This is a genomic window from Myroides sp. DF42-4-2 (genome assembly GCF_030326445.1).
GTDB lineage: Bacteria > Bacteroidota > Bacteroidia > Flavobacteriales > Flavobacteriaceae > Flavobacterium.
On record NZ_JACAKI010000017.1, the window covers coordinates 1 to 14,272 of the forward strand.

At 35.9% G+C, this 14,272-nt stretch carries 13 protein-coding genes and 3 pseudogenes; 13 read left to right on the plus strand and 3 right to left on the minus strand.

Annotated elements, in window-relative coordinates; genetic code table 11:
• The 12 genes and pseudogenes from HX062_RS12220 to HX062_RS12275 form a co-directional block, all read left to right on the plus strand.
• Positions 1-215: hypothetical protein (locus HX062_RS12220; protein ID WP_286467608.1), on the plus strand; the 215-nt coding region annotated here is incomplete at its 5' end.
• Positions 215-631: a hypothetical protein gene (locus HX062_RS12225; RefSeq protein WP_286467609.1), complete on the plus strand. Its 417-nt coding sequence runs from the start codon at positions 215-217 to the stop codon at positions 629-631. The genes HX062_RS12220 and HX062_RS12225, both read left to right, overlap by 1 nt.
• A 131-nt stretch (positions 632-762) precedes the next feature.
• Positions 763-885: pseudogene (locus tag HX062_RS12230) on the plus strand (RHS repeat-associated core domain-containing protein); the annotation flags it as partial.
• Between the two features lie 9 nt (positions 886-894).
• Positions 895-1,236 carry a hypothetical protein gene (locus HX062_RS12235; protein WP_286467611.1) on the plus strand — a complete coding sequence of 114 codons (342 nt, stop codon included), beginning with the start codon at positions 895-897 and terminating at the stop codon, positions 1,234-1,236.
• Complete coding sequence (locus HX062_RS12240) at positions 1,230-1,733, plus strand: Imm42 family immunity protein (protein ID WP_286467612.1); 504 nt, start codon at positions 1,230-1,232, stop codon at positions 1,731-1,733. The genes HX062_RS12235 and HX062_RS12240 overlap by 7 nt, the downstream gene beginning before the upstream one ends.
• 365 nt (positions 1,734-2,098) lie before the next feature.
• Positions 2,099-2,197 (plus strand): annotated as a pseudogene (locus HX062_RS12245) (hypothetical protein); the annotation flags it as partial.
• A gap of 12 nt (positions 2,198-2,209) precedes the next feature.
• Entirely contained in the window at positions 2,210-2,395 is a 186-nt protein-coding gene (locus HX062_RS12250) for a hypothetical protein (protein WP_286467613.1), read from the plus strand.
• Between the two features lie 16 nt (positions 2,396-2,411).
• Positions 2,412-2,753 (plus strand): ribonuclease toxin immunity protein CdiI, encoded by a 342-nt coding sequence (cdiI, locus tag HX062_RS12255; RefSeq protein WP_286467614.1) that lies wholly within the window; start codon positions 2,412-2,414, stop codon positions 2,751-2,753.
• Positions 2,754-2,969: 216 nt separating this feature from the next.
• A pseudogene (locus HX062_RS12260) lies at positions 2,970-3,092 on the plus strand (RHS repeat-associated core domain-containing protein); the annotation flags it as partial.
• Positions 3,093-3,470 carry an HYD1 signature containing ADP-ribosyltransferase family protein gene (locus tag HX062_RS12265; protein ID WP_502888508.1) on the plus strand — a complete coding sequence of 126 codons (378 nt, stop codon included), beginning with the start codon at positions 3,093-3,095 and terminating at the stop codon, positions 3,468-3,470.
• A gap of 105 nt (positions 3,471-3,575) precedes the next feature.
• Positions 3,576-3,911 (plus strand): hypothetical protein, encoded by a 336-nt coding sequence (locus HX062_RS12270; protein ID WP_286467616.1) that lies wholly within the window; start codon positions 3,576-3,578, stop codon positions 3,909-3,911.
• A gap of 255 nt (positions 3,912-4,166) precedes the next feature.
• Positions 4,167-5,471 carry a Fic family protein gene (locus HX062_RS12275; RefSeq protein ID WP_286467617.1) on the plus strand — a complete coding sequence of 435 codons (1,305 nt, stop codon included), beginning with the start codon at positions 4,167-4,169 and terminating at the stop codon, positions 5,469-5,471.
• 824 nt (positions 5,472-6,295) lie between these two features.
• Here HX062_RS12275 and HX062_RS12280 read toward each other — a convergent pair.
• From HX062_RS12280 to HX062_RS12290, 3 genes are all read right to left on the minus strand, one after another.
• Positions 6,296-6,646, minus strand: coding sequence for a hypothetical protein (locus tag HX062_RS12280; protein WP_286467618.1), 351 nt, complete (start codon positions 6,644-6,646; stop codon positions 6,296-6,298).
• A gap of 37 nt (positions 6,647-6,683) precedes the next feature.
• Positions 6,684-6,992 carry a hypothetical protein gene (locus HX062_RS12285; RefSeq protein ID WP_182628702.1) on the minus strand — a complete coding sequence of 103 codons (309 nt, stop codon included), beginning with the start codon at positions 6,990-6,992 and terminating at the stop codon, positions 6,684-6,686.
• Between the two features lie 226 nt (positions 6,993-7,218).
• Complete coding sequence (locus HX062_RS12290) at positions 7,219-8,103, minus strand: AraC family transcriptional regulator (RefSeq protein ID WP_286467619.1); 885 nt, start codon at positions 8,101-8,103, stop codon at positions 7,219-7,221.
• 585 nt (positions 8,104-8,688) lie between these two features.
• Here HX062_RS12290 and HX062_RS12295 point away from each other — a divergent pair.
• Positions 8,689-14,271: an FG-GAP-like repeat-containing protein gene (locus HX062_RS12295; RefSeq protein ID WP_286467620.1), complete on the plus strand. Its 5,583-nt coding sequence runs from the start codon at positions 8,689-8,691 to the stop codon at positions 14,269-14,271.
• The last annotated feature ends 1 nt before the right edge of the window (position 14,272 follow it).

Sequence of the window (14,272 nt, forward strand, 5' to 3'; positions counted from 1 at the left end):
TGTTTTCATACTTGACAGTTTTGTTTAAAGTTAATAATTTCGAATTAACAACTGTCCGATTTTTAGGGAAGCCTACACCAAATTATATAGGTTTGGAAAAATGGGAATATAAAGTCAAATCTAATGAAGGGGCTGATAGTGTTGTGCACTATGTAGTAAATCCTGCTACAGAAGAGAGAGTGGATTTTAAATTTAAAAAACATAGTAACGAATAATGTTAAAATTAAAATGTAAAGCATCAACATTTAAAGAGTTGAAACAGTTGGATTATAATGCTTATAAGATGTATAAAAATGTAGAGGATGATTCTTATGAGTTTCTATATAAAAATGTTGATTATTTGGTATTTGGTATCTTAATGAGTAATCAGGGATTATTCGTTTTGGTTTCAGAATTAGCGGACACATATTTAGTATTAAGACCATTGGCTCTATTTGATATAATAGATTACAATATGCCTGATATTTGGGAATCTTCTTCTGGAATAGCATTTGAAAATAGTAATTTTAAAGTATATTGGTTTTATACTTTTAAAGAGTTTGGCGATGATGAGTTTTTTTATGAAAAATTAATTGAGGGAGATGAAAAGTTGGAAAAATTGTTATCAAAACTAAAAAAAGAGTATTATTGAATAGTTCATAAGAATTTTCCTGTCATTTCTGTAATAACCATTATCAAGAACAAACACTAGATCGTACAATACTTCAGCATGCAACGACTCCTTAATTTTAAATAATAATCTAGAGTTGCACAAGCCTCGCCTATAACCGCTTCCGCTACTACGACCCCGAACAAGGAAACTACATCAGCCAAGACCCGATAGGCTTAGCAGGTGGTAACCCTACACTGTATGGATATGTCGGTGATCCAAGTGGTTGGTTGGATGTGTTTGGGTTGAGTGAGAGTTTAAGTTATGAAGTAAGGGAAGCTTCTAATGGTTTGATGTATGTATCAAATCCAAAACATACTTTAGGAAAACCTGGAAATAGACCTAATGCAGGATTAGAGCCGTCTAATTCATTTGAGTTATTTGGTAATTCTCTTGTTGGTTCAGATGGACATCGTTATGCGAGAGATCCTATAGATGGAAGTTTACATAGATTCTTTTATGGTAATAATGGTACTTGGCATTGGACTGGCTCGACAAATCAAATTTATCCGCGTCCATGTTTGACAGGAAATCAAGTACCAAATGATGTTAAAAATAAATTAAATTTAAAAAAGAAAGGATGGTAATAGGTGATCCGAATAAGTTTGCAATTATAATTGATATGGTTCCAGAATGGAACATTACAAAAAGTTTTAAAATGGGGGTTTTTTTGTATGTTTTAAAAGCAAATATATTTCCAAAGGAAATCGATACGGTTACATTAAGTTCTGATCTGTATTATTTTTTTGAAAGAACACCATCAGCATTGTTAAATATTCCAAAAGATGAAAAATTATTTCAAATGGAGCTATATGAAGCATATAAATTTATGTTAGACACTTTTTGCTCAGCATCATCGACAAAAAATAATAAAAATTTTTGCTTTACATCACTAAGTATACGAGATTATAATTATGAGTTTTTTGCTGTTAGTAATGGAGTAGACATACGGATTTTGAAAGGTAAAATAGGTATAGATTACTGTATTAGTGAAGTTGAAGACATAATTTTACCTAAAGAATATATTGATAATCTGGTAATTGAATTAAGAGATTTTTATAACAAAAATATCAAATCAGATTAGTTGTTTGTCACATACTATATTGAATCTTTATAATAATGTTGTATTTGAGATAGATAACAAAAGTAAGACCTAAAGCACATATTTTTAGTCTAATCGGTTTTTTTGAGATACACCTAGAAACATTTAAGGCTTACTTCGCATATTAATACTTAATAAACCTATTTTGAGTGTTTAAAGTGCTTGGTAATTAGATGTCTATATAAAAAGCTATTGTAAATGCACATTTTGGTAATTACCATTATCAAGAACAAACACTAGATCGTACAATACTTCAGCATGCAACGACTCCTTAATTTAAAATAATAGTCTAGAGTTGCACAAGCCTCGCCTATAACCGCTTCCGCTACTACGACCCTGAACAAGGAAACTTCATCAGCCAAGACCCGATAGGCTTAGCAGGTGGTAACCCTACACTGTATGATATGTCGGTGATCCAAGTGGATGGTTGGATGTGTTTGGGTTGAGTGAGAGTGGGTATGATAAGCTACATCTCTATTATTTCTGATGATAAAATGATGAGTTTAGGAAATGAAGCAGCTGATTCAGCAAGACAAAAGGGTTCATTAGATCGTAATTGGCAAGGTGTATCAGTCGATGGAACCAAAATAAGAGGTTATGCGAATGATGCTGGAAATGTGACTAGTTTTTATGTTGATTTTTAGTAATATATAAAGTGAAATGAAGAAAAAATTGAAATTAAATGATGATAATCTTTTTCCTGTAGAAGCATTTTTTTATACATTACCCACCGCTAAATTTATTGATACATTGATGGGTTTTTCCAATAAAATAGGTGTGGGTTTTGAAGATACTGTAATTACATTCCCTGAAGAGTTAGATGATAATGAAGAAAAGTTCGAGGGAGTCGAATTTAGTGTTTTGAATGAAGAAGTAGTAATATCTAATAAAGATTTTCTAAAATATTTATATATAGCTTGTGGTTTATTTGTTGAAGATTATCCTGATAAGAAAGATATAGTTGAAGAGTTGTTTAGAAAAATTTCGAATAACTATAACTGACAATTAATGCGTTAAATTAAAGGCTTTAGATCATAACTAATAATTTATCAATTAGATTAATGGCAGTAGTAGATTTTAGTTTACTTCTGTTTTTTGTTTTAGATAAAGTGTTGTTTTTATTATCTTTATTAGTAACAAACACTAGATCGTACAATACTTCAGCATGCAACGACTCCTTAATTTTAAATAATAATCTAGAGTTGCACAAGCCTCGCCTATAACCGCTTCCGCTACTACGACCCCGAACAAGGAAACTACATCACCCAAGACCCGGTAGGACTTGCTGGTGGTAACCCTACACTGTATGCATATGTCGGTGATCCAAGTGGATGGTTGGATGTGTTTGGGTTGGAGATTATAACTGTTTATCATTATAAAAGTAAAGATGGGTATATAGGGATTTTAGGAAATGGTGTAATTGAAGCTAGAGATCCAGGAAAAAAAGGAAAGGGAGCAATTAAGAACAAACAAAAAGGTGTGTATGTTACAAGAATTTCACCTGATCAATTGCAAGCCTCAGGTAAAAAAGGTCAAATAGGCTTGTCAGGAGATAAAAGTACTCATTATATTGCATTTCAAATCGATTCAAAAGACGTTAAATTGGTTGATCCTCAAAATTCTGCGTTAAGATTGTATATTGAAAACGATATTCGTTTAAGAGATAGTAATACTAAACTTATGGAGGGTGTTACTCATGGAGCAACTCCTTATAAATAGATAATAGAAAGGAATTTACAGGTGAATTGTACTTTTTTTTACTCAAATAAAACAGTTGAAGATATTGTTGAGTTGTTAAAGATGTATGCAAAAAAAATAGGCTATATGTATAATGTCGAGGTTGATGATGGAGAATATTCAATACTGTTTTATGAGAGCACAAAGATGCTAGAATATCATTTAGAACATGGTTATAATGTGGATTTGGCAGGAAAAGGTTGTTTTTTTGTAGGAGTTAAAACAGTAATGTTAGATGCAAAAGCGACTTTGTTTGAGTTAAATGGGGAGTCAAATTTTGAACCTGCTGAGACTAATTTTATCTTATCTAAAGTATCATATTGTAATTTAATAGTTCCCGACTATATTGAGGATGATGAGTTCTCAAAGAAAATGTATAATGATTTTTATGAGATATTAAAAAAAGATAGTTCTGGATATTGAATAAACCTAGAAAGAAAGATGATGTAATTAAATGTGTCGTAGATTTTTGATTATATAAACAAGAGAGACTTAGTTTTAAATAGCTAAGTCTTTTTTTGTGTAGTTACAAAATGGTAGATTTTTAATAAGATTCCAGTTTAATTATATAACCGGAAAAAATCCAATTATCATGTTTATTATCTATTTAACTGGAATAAAGTTGTGGAACATAGATGTTATTGTTAACTTTGGAAGACAATTTAACAATGATGAAAAATGAAACTTGAAAAACCACCAAAATGCGAATTAAATTTTGACTATCTTCAAAGAATTTGGAAAGGTGAATTCAAAGATTTTATCATTAAATCAGACGAGAAATATTATTATTGGGACGATATTAAGTATAAAAAAGACGTACCATTTGGATCTCAGATCGACAATTGGATTTTATTAAAAACTTACAGAACTTCTAAATATCAAGAAATAACTTTTGGTACGTATAGTTTTAGATATTTTCAATCAGAATATATTTCAAAAAATTTACATGATTTTGATTTAAAGTTAATGGGAGGATTACAACAAAATCCTATTCTTCCATCTGATAGAATTGAATTTTTTAAAAATTCAATTCTAGAAGAAGCTGTTGCTTCTTCTCAAGTAGAAGGGGCTGCTACAACTACTGAGGTAGCAAGGGATATGCTTAAGACAGGAAGAACTCCGAGAAATGAATCAGAACAAATGATATTCAATAATTTAAGAGCAATTGAATATATAAGTGAATTTGTAGATAACAATATTGATTTTAAGCTTATAATTGATTTACATAAAATCATGACTGCCAATACAGATGCAGAGAAATATTCAGGCGACTTTAGAGATGGAGAAGTTTATGTCACAGATCATGTAGATGGCGAAATTGCGCACATTCCTCCTGATTGGAAAGAAATTACAGTATTAATGGGTGAATTATGTGAATTTATTAATGATGAGAAAACCTTTATACATCCTATAATAAAAGCTTCTATAATACATTTTATGATTGGTTTTATACATCCATTTAAAGATGGAAATGGTAGAACAGCAAGAGCTTTATTTTATTGGTATTTATTAAAAAAAGGTTATTCCTTAGTAAGAAACATTTCTATATCAAGAGTCATTTTAGAGTCAAGATCTCAATATGACAAAGCATTTTTAAAAACAGAGTATGACCAAAACGATTTAAATTATTTTATAACCTATTCAATTAAAAATATACATATTGCATTTGAAAAATTAACTCAATATCGAGACAAAAAGCTTGAAGAAAGAAAAAAAGCCAATCTTGTTTCTTATGAATTACTTTCTAAAGGTTTAAACAAAAGACAAGCTGATTTGGTAGGTTTTTTATATTTAAAAGAAAAAAATAGTATAACTTTAAGTTCTTATGCAGAAAAACATAAAGTTGTAAGGCAGACAGCAAGTAAAGATTTAAGTGAACTTATTAAATTAGGTTTATTGGTTGAAGATAAATCAACAAAACCATTTAAATATACTTTACAAAGTAGAAAAGCAATATCTGATTTTTTATTAAATAAACTATAATTTGGTAGTAAACTCTATTACACACAGCTAATATATATGCTTCTTATTTAAATATGTTATATTTAACATAGAATCAAAAAATTCCAATCATAGCCCATAACTTTCCTAATAAGGTGCTCACTCCAATCCAAAAAAGTGAACCGCCCTATCTATAAAGCATACAGCATAAAAGAGGTTAATCCTCTTTCTCCGCAAAGAAAACCGATAACCCTCGTTATCGGTTTTTTTTTGCCTATTTATCCTGTATGGAATATGTACTCCTTTTTCCATTTGAAGTGAATTTTCATTTGATTCAGTTGAATGCCCATTCCCCCTTGCGATGATTCCTTTCTTAGTTCTGAAAACGCGAAAATCCGCCTCCTATGTCCCGGAGGAAGGAGAGGGAGCCTCTTGGCTTGACACTGGGCGGTGGAATGATTCGTTGTTGCAACAAAGGCTGATGGACCACTTGCTAAAGGGGAAAATTAGAGGTAGATAGTAAAGGGATAGTAAAGGGATAGTAAATGGTTTGTAAAGGGTAACATAGGTAAAAAGGCCTTAAACCCTAGTAAATATTAACTTTTCCCTTACAAACCCCTTACAAACCTTTTACAAGTTCGTTCCTTGTTTATTTCAATATGCTGATATTTATGGTTATTTCGGTCGGACTGTGCCACCTATTTCGGTTAAATGCAGCCACTTTAAAAAGTTATTTCAACCGCTACAAGCATGTCCTTTAATGATTCCGTTAAGAACTATTCCACGGGAAGAGTTTGCTATACGATCAAGAATAGCATCAGCAATGGCCAGCAAAAGTAGAAAGAAGAGGGATGCGCAGTTTGTCCCTATTTTTTGTGATCTACGCTATGGAGTAGATAGAAAACTGTAGCTCCTGCAAAATAAAGCAAACAATCGACGAAGTCGCCAGTATATCTATCATTGTGTTGAGGGAGATACCACTCAAAATAAAAGCAATAGAAGGTGGTAATAGTCAAGATCAACGGCAATGGAAGTTGGAGCTGTTTGTCCCCCTTGATTTTTCGTGCGACAAACAAGCAAATCCCAAGAACCAGTGGAAGGGTAAGAAAATCATTGACGTAGTTATTAACCCAAGAGGGGAGGGCTTGACCCGTTTGCTGAAATATATAGATGACTGCAGCTATACTCAAGGCACCATAAAAGAGCGCTTTTCTCATAGATTTCGTTATACCGTATTTGTACTAGATGAGGTACTCAAGCAGCGATCATTCCAATCAGATAGGCAATTCCAGCTGCAATTCCCGCAATAATCATCCAAATAGTGTTGGCAATTATCATAAGCACACGCACTAAAGGATTGGGGTGATAGCGCAGTTTTCTGAAGAGTTTTTCCACTTTTGTCGGCTCAGCCTGGAGTTCTTTCTGTATGCGTTCCTCCTGAATGCGCTGTTGTTCCATTTGGCGTTTTAACACCACATTGATGATCTCTCCGCAATTGGTGCAATAATCGCTGTTTAAATTCTCTGTTTTACAAGCACTACACGTGATATAATGTTTACTCATGGTTGATGTATAAATGTCCGTTGGCGTTTTGTCACTGCAAATTTGGTTCAAATAAAGCGCGGAAAAAAGAACTATTTGTACCTATAATTGGTCTAAAATACGCCTTTTTTGCGATATCAACTCGTTTTTGACCTAGGGTATTCCCTCTCTTCGTTTTTTAAGCGCCTTTCAATCCCTTTGCTTTCCATCGAACAAGACTGATGTAATGTAAGTAAACTGCGCTTGACTACGTCAAACTGTATCTATAAGCCCGGGGCGAACAGCCGACGTTTCGCTTAAAAAACTTGCCGAAAAAGGAAGTCGTGTTAAAATTAAGCACATCAGCAATCTCTCCTATACTGAGTGAGGAGTTTGACAGCAGGAGTTGAGCTTCCAAAATCACCGCCTTGTCAATGAGTTCACCTATGGTTTTAGAAGTAACTTCTTTAACCACTTTCGCTAAATATCGTTCTGAAACGCATAGCTCATCCGCATAAAAGCGAATGTTTTTTTCTTTTTTAAAATGCAGTTGCAGTGTTTCTAAAAAATGCAGGGTCAAATGTTCTTTTCTCGAGGTGCGTTCTTTTAGATCGGTGTTGTTAGCTACACTAATAGCTTTTAGCTCGAGCAAGAACACAGCAAAAAGGTGGTGGATGGCCTCGATATACTGTGGAATGGAATCTTTTTGCTTGTTTTTTTGATCCATTAATTCACAAAGGGTTAGCAGTGTTTGGAGTTGCTCATCTGACAGCCCTAAATGTGTAACAGTATGCGGAGCAAGCAGTGTGAAATCACTCTTTTCATTTTGCGTGTGATCGATGGCAAAGGACTTGTCAAAACTCAAGGTTACAAAATGTAGATCATCGCTTAACTGCTTAAAGTATATAACAGTTTGAGGCGGTATGAGTGCAAGCGTATGGGCCGCTAATTGGTAGGAAATGAGATCAAGTTGTACCTCTATCGTTCCTTGGGTAACAATTATAAGGGTATAGTTGTGGTTGCGATACGGATGTTTTAGCGGATTATCCGAATAATTACGTCGAAAATCCAGGTATAACCCACTTTCTTGAAAATCGTGTTCAAGCAGTTGGAGCATATCCTGAATCGAATAGTTGTAAATCTGATCAGACATAAGTTGTAAATTGAAAAAAGACCATGGACAATTCGTGTAGCTAAGGTATTGTTTTTCTAAGGGATGTAAAAGTATTCCCAAGTAATTGGCAAACATCTTAGTAGGTATTGTGTAATTCCTAAAGCACGTATTGGCGTATTAAAAAAGGAATGCCTGCGAACTAATTCGCCTGATTCGTAGACAAATGTCGATTTAACACTCCCTATACTGCGGTTTTAAGGAACAATACTTAGTGAAAAATTAACAAAATAATAGTAATTTATATTTAATTAGACTAATTCTATTGTCTATTGCCTCGCTATTCTAGTGTTGTATAGAAAATTCTACAAATGAATTCAGTTTGTTTTTAATTAGATTTAATATAAATAGTTTTGTGTTAGAATTAAAAACACCATTTATATGAATCATTTATACCCAGATTTTACACCTAAAGGACCGCATTTCTTTCCTGTCGTTCTTCGCTTTTTGACAGGACGTAGTATAACCCCCAACCTACTGCGTTCGTTGAGTTAGGGACTCAATAAAAGCAAAATGAATTTAAGTTAATTAATCATGACTAAAAAAAATAAGATGTGTACTCATAAAATGAAGTGTATTTTTTATGCACTATGTTTAAGTATTATAGGCTGTTTTAGCAGCTATGCACAGGATTTTCGCCAAGTTACCTCCCAAACATTTGACGGGATTTTCTTTGGCGATTGTGCAGTGATGGACATTAATGGAGATGACTATCCCGATTTGATATACTCAGGTGCCATAGTGGGATATGAAGTAGGGAATACTTCTGTCTATGTAAATGAAGCCGGGCAGTTTGTTCCCCTTGAAGATGAGTTTTCATTGATTATGTATTCGGCTATAGCCGTGGGCGATTTAAACGGAGATGGATTGATGGATTTTGCCATTACGGGAATTCGAAAAGAACCTGGTATTCCTGATAATACTAAAGTTTTTGAAATCTATTACAACATGGGAAATAATACGTTTAGAAAACGCGATGATACAGGAATCGAAGCCGTTAGTTGGGGGAGTGTTCACATTGCCGATTTAAACGGAGATGGACGCATGGATATATTTGTCAACGGACAAGGTTCGAGTGTTTATGTATCTAAGCTCTATTTCCAACAAGAGGATGGAAGCTTTGTCGCATCAAACAATACATTTATGGGCACCTACTTTAGTGCCTCTGCTATATTCGATGCTAATGGAGATGGTCTTGACGATATTTTAATCACAGGCTTTAGTACCAATTACCGACCTGAAACAAAGTTGTATTTAAATAAAGGCGATGGCGATTTTATTGAACACGAAGGATCAGGTATTGGCGGAATTTATTTTTCATCAATTAGCGTTGCAGATTTTGAAGGGGATGGCGATTTAGATTTGTTGATTTCTGGTATGGATTCAACCTTCGCTCCAAGTTTAAAATTATACTTAAATGACGGTGCAGGAAATTACACGCCTTCTTCCTTTGAATTCCAAGGAACAGTTGCAGGTGCTTGTGCGTTGGTTGATTACAACAACGATGGTTTTTTAGATGTATTTGCTTTTGGTGGTACAGCTTCTGAGGGGAATAAAACGTTTTTCTACGAGAATCAAAACAACGAAGCTTTTGTACTTCACGAGGAAAATTCGGCTGTAGTGCCAGGCTTGTATAATGCTAGAGCAGTTTGGTTTGACTATGACAACGATGGAGATAAAGATCTTTTTGTAACAGGATTTGACAATGGTGTTACCCGTGCGATTCTATTTGAAAATACATATGATCCAGATGGTTATTGCCCTGTTACGGCTGATTATGGGGTAGAACCTATTACGTTTGTAAAAATGGCAGATTTGGAAAATCGCACCGATGCACGTATTGGAGGATCACCGGGTTATGAGAATTTTACAGCAATGGAAGCCAATGTTCAAATAGGACAAACCTATACTTTACACGTTCAAGGGAACACCAATATTCCGCCACCAACGCAGGAGGCAATGGTTAATGATATCAGAGTATTTATCGACTGGAATAAGGACGGTCAGTTTGATCCTGCAACCGAATATTATGCAGCTTCACTGTCTCCATCAACAGGAGAAGATGACGTTGAGGTAACGTTCCAAATCCGCATTCCAGACGATGCTGTGGTAGGAAAAACGCGTATGCGAATTATCAAAGACATGTGGACTGGATATGAGGAGGGAGAAGATGAAGATGCGTGTAATAATGCATATTATGGACAAGTTGAGGATTATACTTTACATCTTACGTCAGAACCCGTTCAACCCGCTTGTAATAATGAAGAGCCAGGAGAAAATCCAGGAGATACAGGATGTATTACCTTCGTTTATAATGGTCAGCAAGTTACCTATACAACAGTTCGCACAGCCGATGGAAGTATTTGGTTGCAACAGAATTTAGGAAGTGAGCAGGTAGCAACAGCAGCTACAGATGCTTTAGCCTATGGAGATTTATTCCAATGGGGACGTTGGGATGATGGTCATCAAAACAGAACTTCTCCAGTTTTTAGAGGAGGGGTATCTCCAAACAACCCTTCGGGTGTTGCACAAAGTAATGGAGGATTTATAGTGAGCTCACCACAATGGTGGAGTGCAGGAAATACAACGGATACGTGGGAAGCTGCTTCACCAGAAGCAATCTCAGCAACCAATGGTTGTGATCCGTGTAAAGCCTTAGGCGAGGATTGGAGCACACCTACTAGTGTTGAATGGGCAGATATTATTGCTGCGGAGTCTATTACGAATATACAAACAGCATTTGACAGTAATTTGCGTTTGACCGTTGCAGGAGCTAGAGGAACTGATGGTGTTTACAGTGATGGCGTTCGCGGTTATTATTGGAGTAAGTCGACTTCTGAAAATTCAACAGACTATGCAAAATACTTGTATTACAGTAATATAACAATGAATCCTAATGCCGGCGGTTGGAGACAACAAGGATCATCCGTTCGCTGTATTAAATCAGCGAAAAATGTGAATCCAGGTGGTGACTATTGTGAGCCAGAAGTTGGAAATGGTTCGTATACGGTGCCTATTTTCGAGTTTACTTTTGATGAAACTACACAGACAAGTAGTGATTTGATTGATCAAGCACCTGCATATGAAAACTTTACAAATGTAATCGTCGAGGCGCAACAAGGTCAAACTTATACGGTAGCTGTAAAAGGGAAAACGCAGGAACAAGATAATTTCCTTGTGAAAGCATATATTGATTTTAACCATGATTTTCAGTTTTCTGAAGCAGAAAGCATAGAGTTGGGCTTCTTGCAAAATGTAGGTAATGGAATTGGCGAACTTACAGCTACCATTGCAGTTCCTGCTGATGCGTTGATTGGTCCTACCAGAATGCGCATTGTCAGTATGTATCACAACCCAACAAGCTCACTTGGAGTATTAGAGAATGTGCCATGTCCTGTAGGATATTACTTAGGACAAGTAGAAGATTATACCCTCAATATTACAACTGGAATTCCTGTAACGGGTGTAGAAGTAACTACAGCAAATAGTATTCCAGCTGAAATAACAGCTGAAAATGGTACACTTCAATTAGTGGCTCAGGTGTTGCCAGCCGGAACAAATCAAGCAGTGACTTGGTCGATGACGGAAGGAGAAACACTTGGTAGCATCGATCAAAATGGCGTACTGACAGCCATTGGAAATGGAGAAGTAAAAGTAAGAGCAACTGCTGTTCAAGATGGAACAACGTATGGAGAAATTACTGTTACAATCAATATTGAAGCTTTGCGTTGCCCTCCAATAACCTTGAGTATAGATCAGATTGGAGAAGAACAAGCAACCTTGACCCTTGCATCTAATGCGACGGCATTCGAAATAGAATATGGTCCAGCAGGATTTGAACGTGGATCGGGTACTTCAATCGATCTAGTGGGGTACAATCAATTGATTGAAGGTTTAACAGCCGAAACAACATATGATGTGTACGTTCGCGTGTCAGGATGTGATACTTGGGAAAAGATAACATTCGAAACCATTAAATTAAAAGAACAAATTATTACTGCTGCAGATGTAAGTAAGGTTTATGGAGATGCTCCATTTAGTGTAGGAGAAACAACAAGTAACTTGCCGTTGACTTATGCCGTTTCTGATGCGGCCGTAGCAGTAGTTGAAAATGGTTTACTTGTTATTAAGGGAGCAGGAGAAACGGAAGTAGTCATCAGTCAAGAAGGAAATGAGGAATACTTACCAGCAACAGCAGTTCGCTTTAATTTACAGGTGGCAAAAGCACCGTTAACAGTAATTGCAACAGATCAAACAAAAGTGTATGATGCTGCAGTTCACACCAGATGGGCAGTGAGTTATACCGGATTGGTATACGGAGAAACTGCTGCTGTTTTAACAGGTGAACCTCATTATGCGGGTGCAGCCCTAGAAGCTACACAGGTAGGAACCTATCCGATTGAAATAAGCGGATACGAATCCCATAACTATGACATTCAATACCAGGCAGGAACCTTAGAAATTTCGAAAGCGAGATTAAACAATCTAGTGTTTGACAGTGGATCGTTTATCTATGATGGAACGCCAAAATCGATCTATATTACACAAAACCTACCTGAAGGCGTAACGGTTACTTACGAAGGGAATGAACAAGTTGAAGTCGGAAGTTACCTCGTAAAAGCGAGTGTATCAGGTGGTGTAAATTACGAGGATCGCGAATTAGAGGCACGCCTAATCATCCGTCATCAATTGTCTGGTTTAACTTTTGAAAGTCAAACTTTTGTATACGATGGAACGGAACATACCCTAGCCATTTCAGGTGAATTGCCAGAAGGAGTAACCGTTACCTATACGAATAACGGAAAAATAAACGCAGGGGTATACCAGGTAATTGCTACAATTGTAGGTGGAGAACGCTATGGAAACTTAGAGCTTACTGCCAATTTAACTATTACCAAAGCAACCCTAGTAGGAATCCTTTTTGAAGATCGCACTTTTGTGTATGATGGAACGCCAAAATCCATATACGTATCTGGAACTATTCCTCAGGGAGTAACTGTTGAGCACATCAATAATGGTAAAACAGCCGTAGGTCGCTATGAAGTTGAAGCGAAGATTCAAGGCGGAACTAACTATGTAAGTCAGCAGCTAAAGGCTCTTTTAACTATTGAAAAAGCACCCCAAGTAATTACCTTGGAGGAGATACAAACGCTGATCTTATCAGAGACAGACGATTTCCAACTACAGGCGCGTAGTACGTCAACCTTACCTTTACAATACACTTATGAATATACAGGAAGTAAACCTGCAGCAGAAGTAAGTGAATCAGGTTGGGTAACACTTAAAAAAGTAGGGGAAATAACCATTACTGTTTCCCAAGCCGGTGATGCAAACCATCATGCAGCTACAGCAGTTCGCCTTGTGTTGCGCATTGTAAACAACGATGCAAGTATTCACGAACTTTGGATTGGAGAGGAATACTACGATAAACCACAAAAGGAAATTTATCATTTGATCTCTTGTGATGATAGTAGTGAAACCGTTCAAATCAACGTTGTTGTAGATGAAGGAGCTCAAGTACAACCGAGTAACCAATTTGTTATTGCAGTGCCTAAACCGGGTATTTACAAACAAACAATAACAATTACCTCTCAAAATGGAAAAGTAATTGAGCACTACACCCTAATCGTAGAAAAGGCATTCGCATTTAAGGATATCGCCGTGAATAAATTCAATAACTCCCTATTGATTAACAATAATCCACAAACCAATGGAGGCTATCACTTCTCAGGATTCCAATGGTTTAAAAATGGAACATTAGTTTCGGAAGAGCAAGTGTATTCTGTCGGAAAAACAGGATTACTTGATTACAACGATGTATATCACGCTATTGTAACGACCAAAGATGGAGAGAACATTCACGTTTGCCCTATGGAAGAGGTAAATGGGCAAAACAAAGAGATTCAGCTGTATCCAAATCCTGTGGTATTAGGGCAAAAAGTAACGTTAGTTGTCAAGGGAATCAATGCCAATTTAGCGGGGATTCCAGTTAAAATTTACAGCCTTGGCGGACAGTTGTTGCACTCGGTAGCAATGGAAGGTGAATTGACTGAGATTAGCTTACCGCAAAACTTGCCGAGTGGAATGTATGTGGCTGTTTTCGAATTAAACGGTCAAAAAGAGTCAATCAAATTTGTAGTAAAGAAATAAG

Excerpts from the sequence above, each read along its gene's own strand:
- HX062_RS12225 (WP_286467609.1), top strand. The coding sequence starts at position 215 with ATGTTAAAATTAAAATGTAAAGCATCAACATTTAAAGAGTTGAAACAG.
- HX062_RS12240 (WP_286467612.1), top strand. The coding sequence starts at position 1,230 with ATGGTAATAGGTGATCCGAATAAGTTTGCAATTATAATTGATATGGTT.
- HX062_RS12250 (WP_286467613.1), top strand. The coding sequence starts at position 2,210 with ATGATAAGCTACATCTCTATTATTTCTGATGATAAAATGATGAGTTTA.
- cdiI (WP_286467614.1), top strand. The coding sequence starts at position 2,412 with ATGAAGAAAAAATTGAAATTAAATGATGATAATCTTTTTCCTGTAGAA.
- HX062_RS12270 (WP_286467616.1), top strand. The coding sequence starts at position 3,576 with ATGTATAATGTCGAGGTTGATGATGGAGAATATTCAATACTGTTTTAT.
- HX062_RS12275 (WP_286467617.1), top strand. The coding sequence starts at position 4,167 with ATGAAACTTGAAAAACCACCAAAATGCGAATTAAATTTTGACTATCTT.
- HX062_RS12280 (WP_286467618.1), bottom strand. The coding sequence starts at position 6,646 with ATGAGAAAAGCGCTCTTTTATGGTGCCTTGAGTATAGCTGCAGTCATC.
- HX062_RS12285 (WP_182628702.1), bottom strand. The coding sequence starts at position 6,992 with ATGAGTAAACATTATATCACGTGTAGTGCTTGTAAAACAGAGAATTTA.
- HX062_RS12290 (WP_286467619.1), bottom strand. The coding sequence starts at position 8,103 with ATGTCTGATCAGATTTACAACTATTCGATTCAGGATATGCTCCAACTG.
- HX062_RS12295 (WP_286467620.1), top strand. The coding sequence starts at position 8,689 with ATGAAGTGTATTTTTTATGCACTATGTTTAAGTATTATAGGCTGTTTT.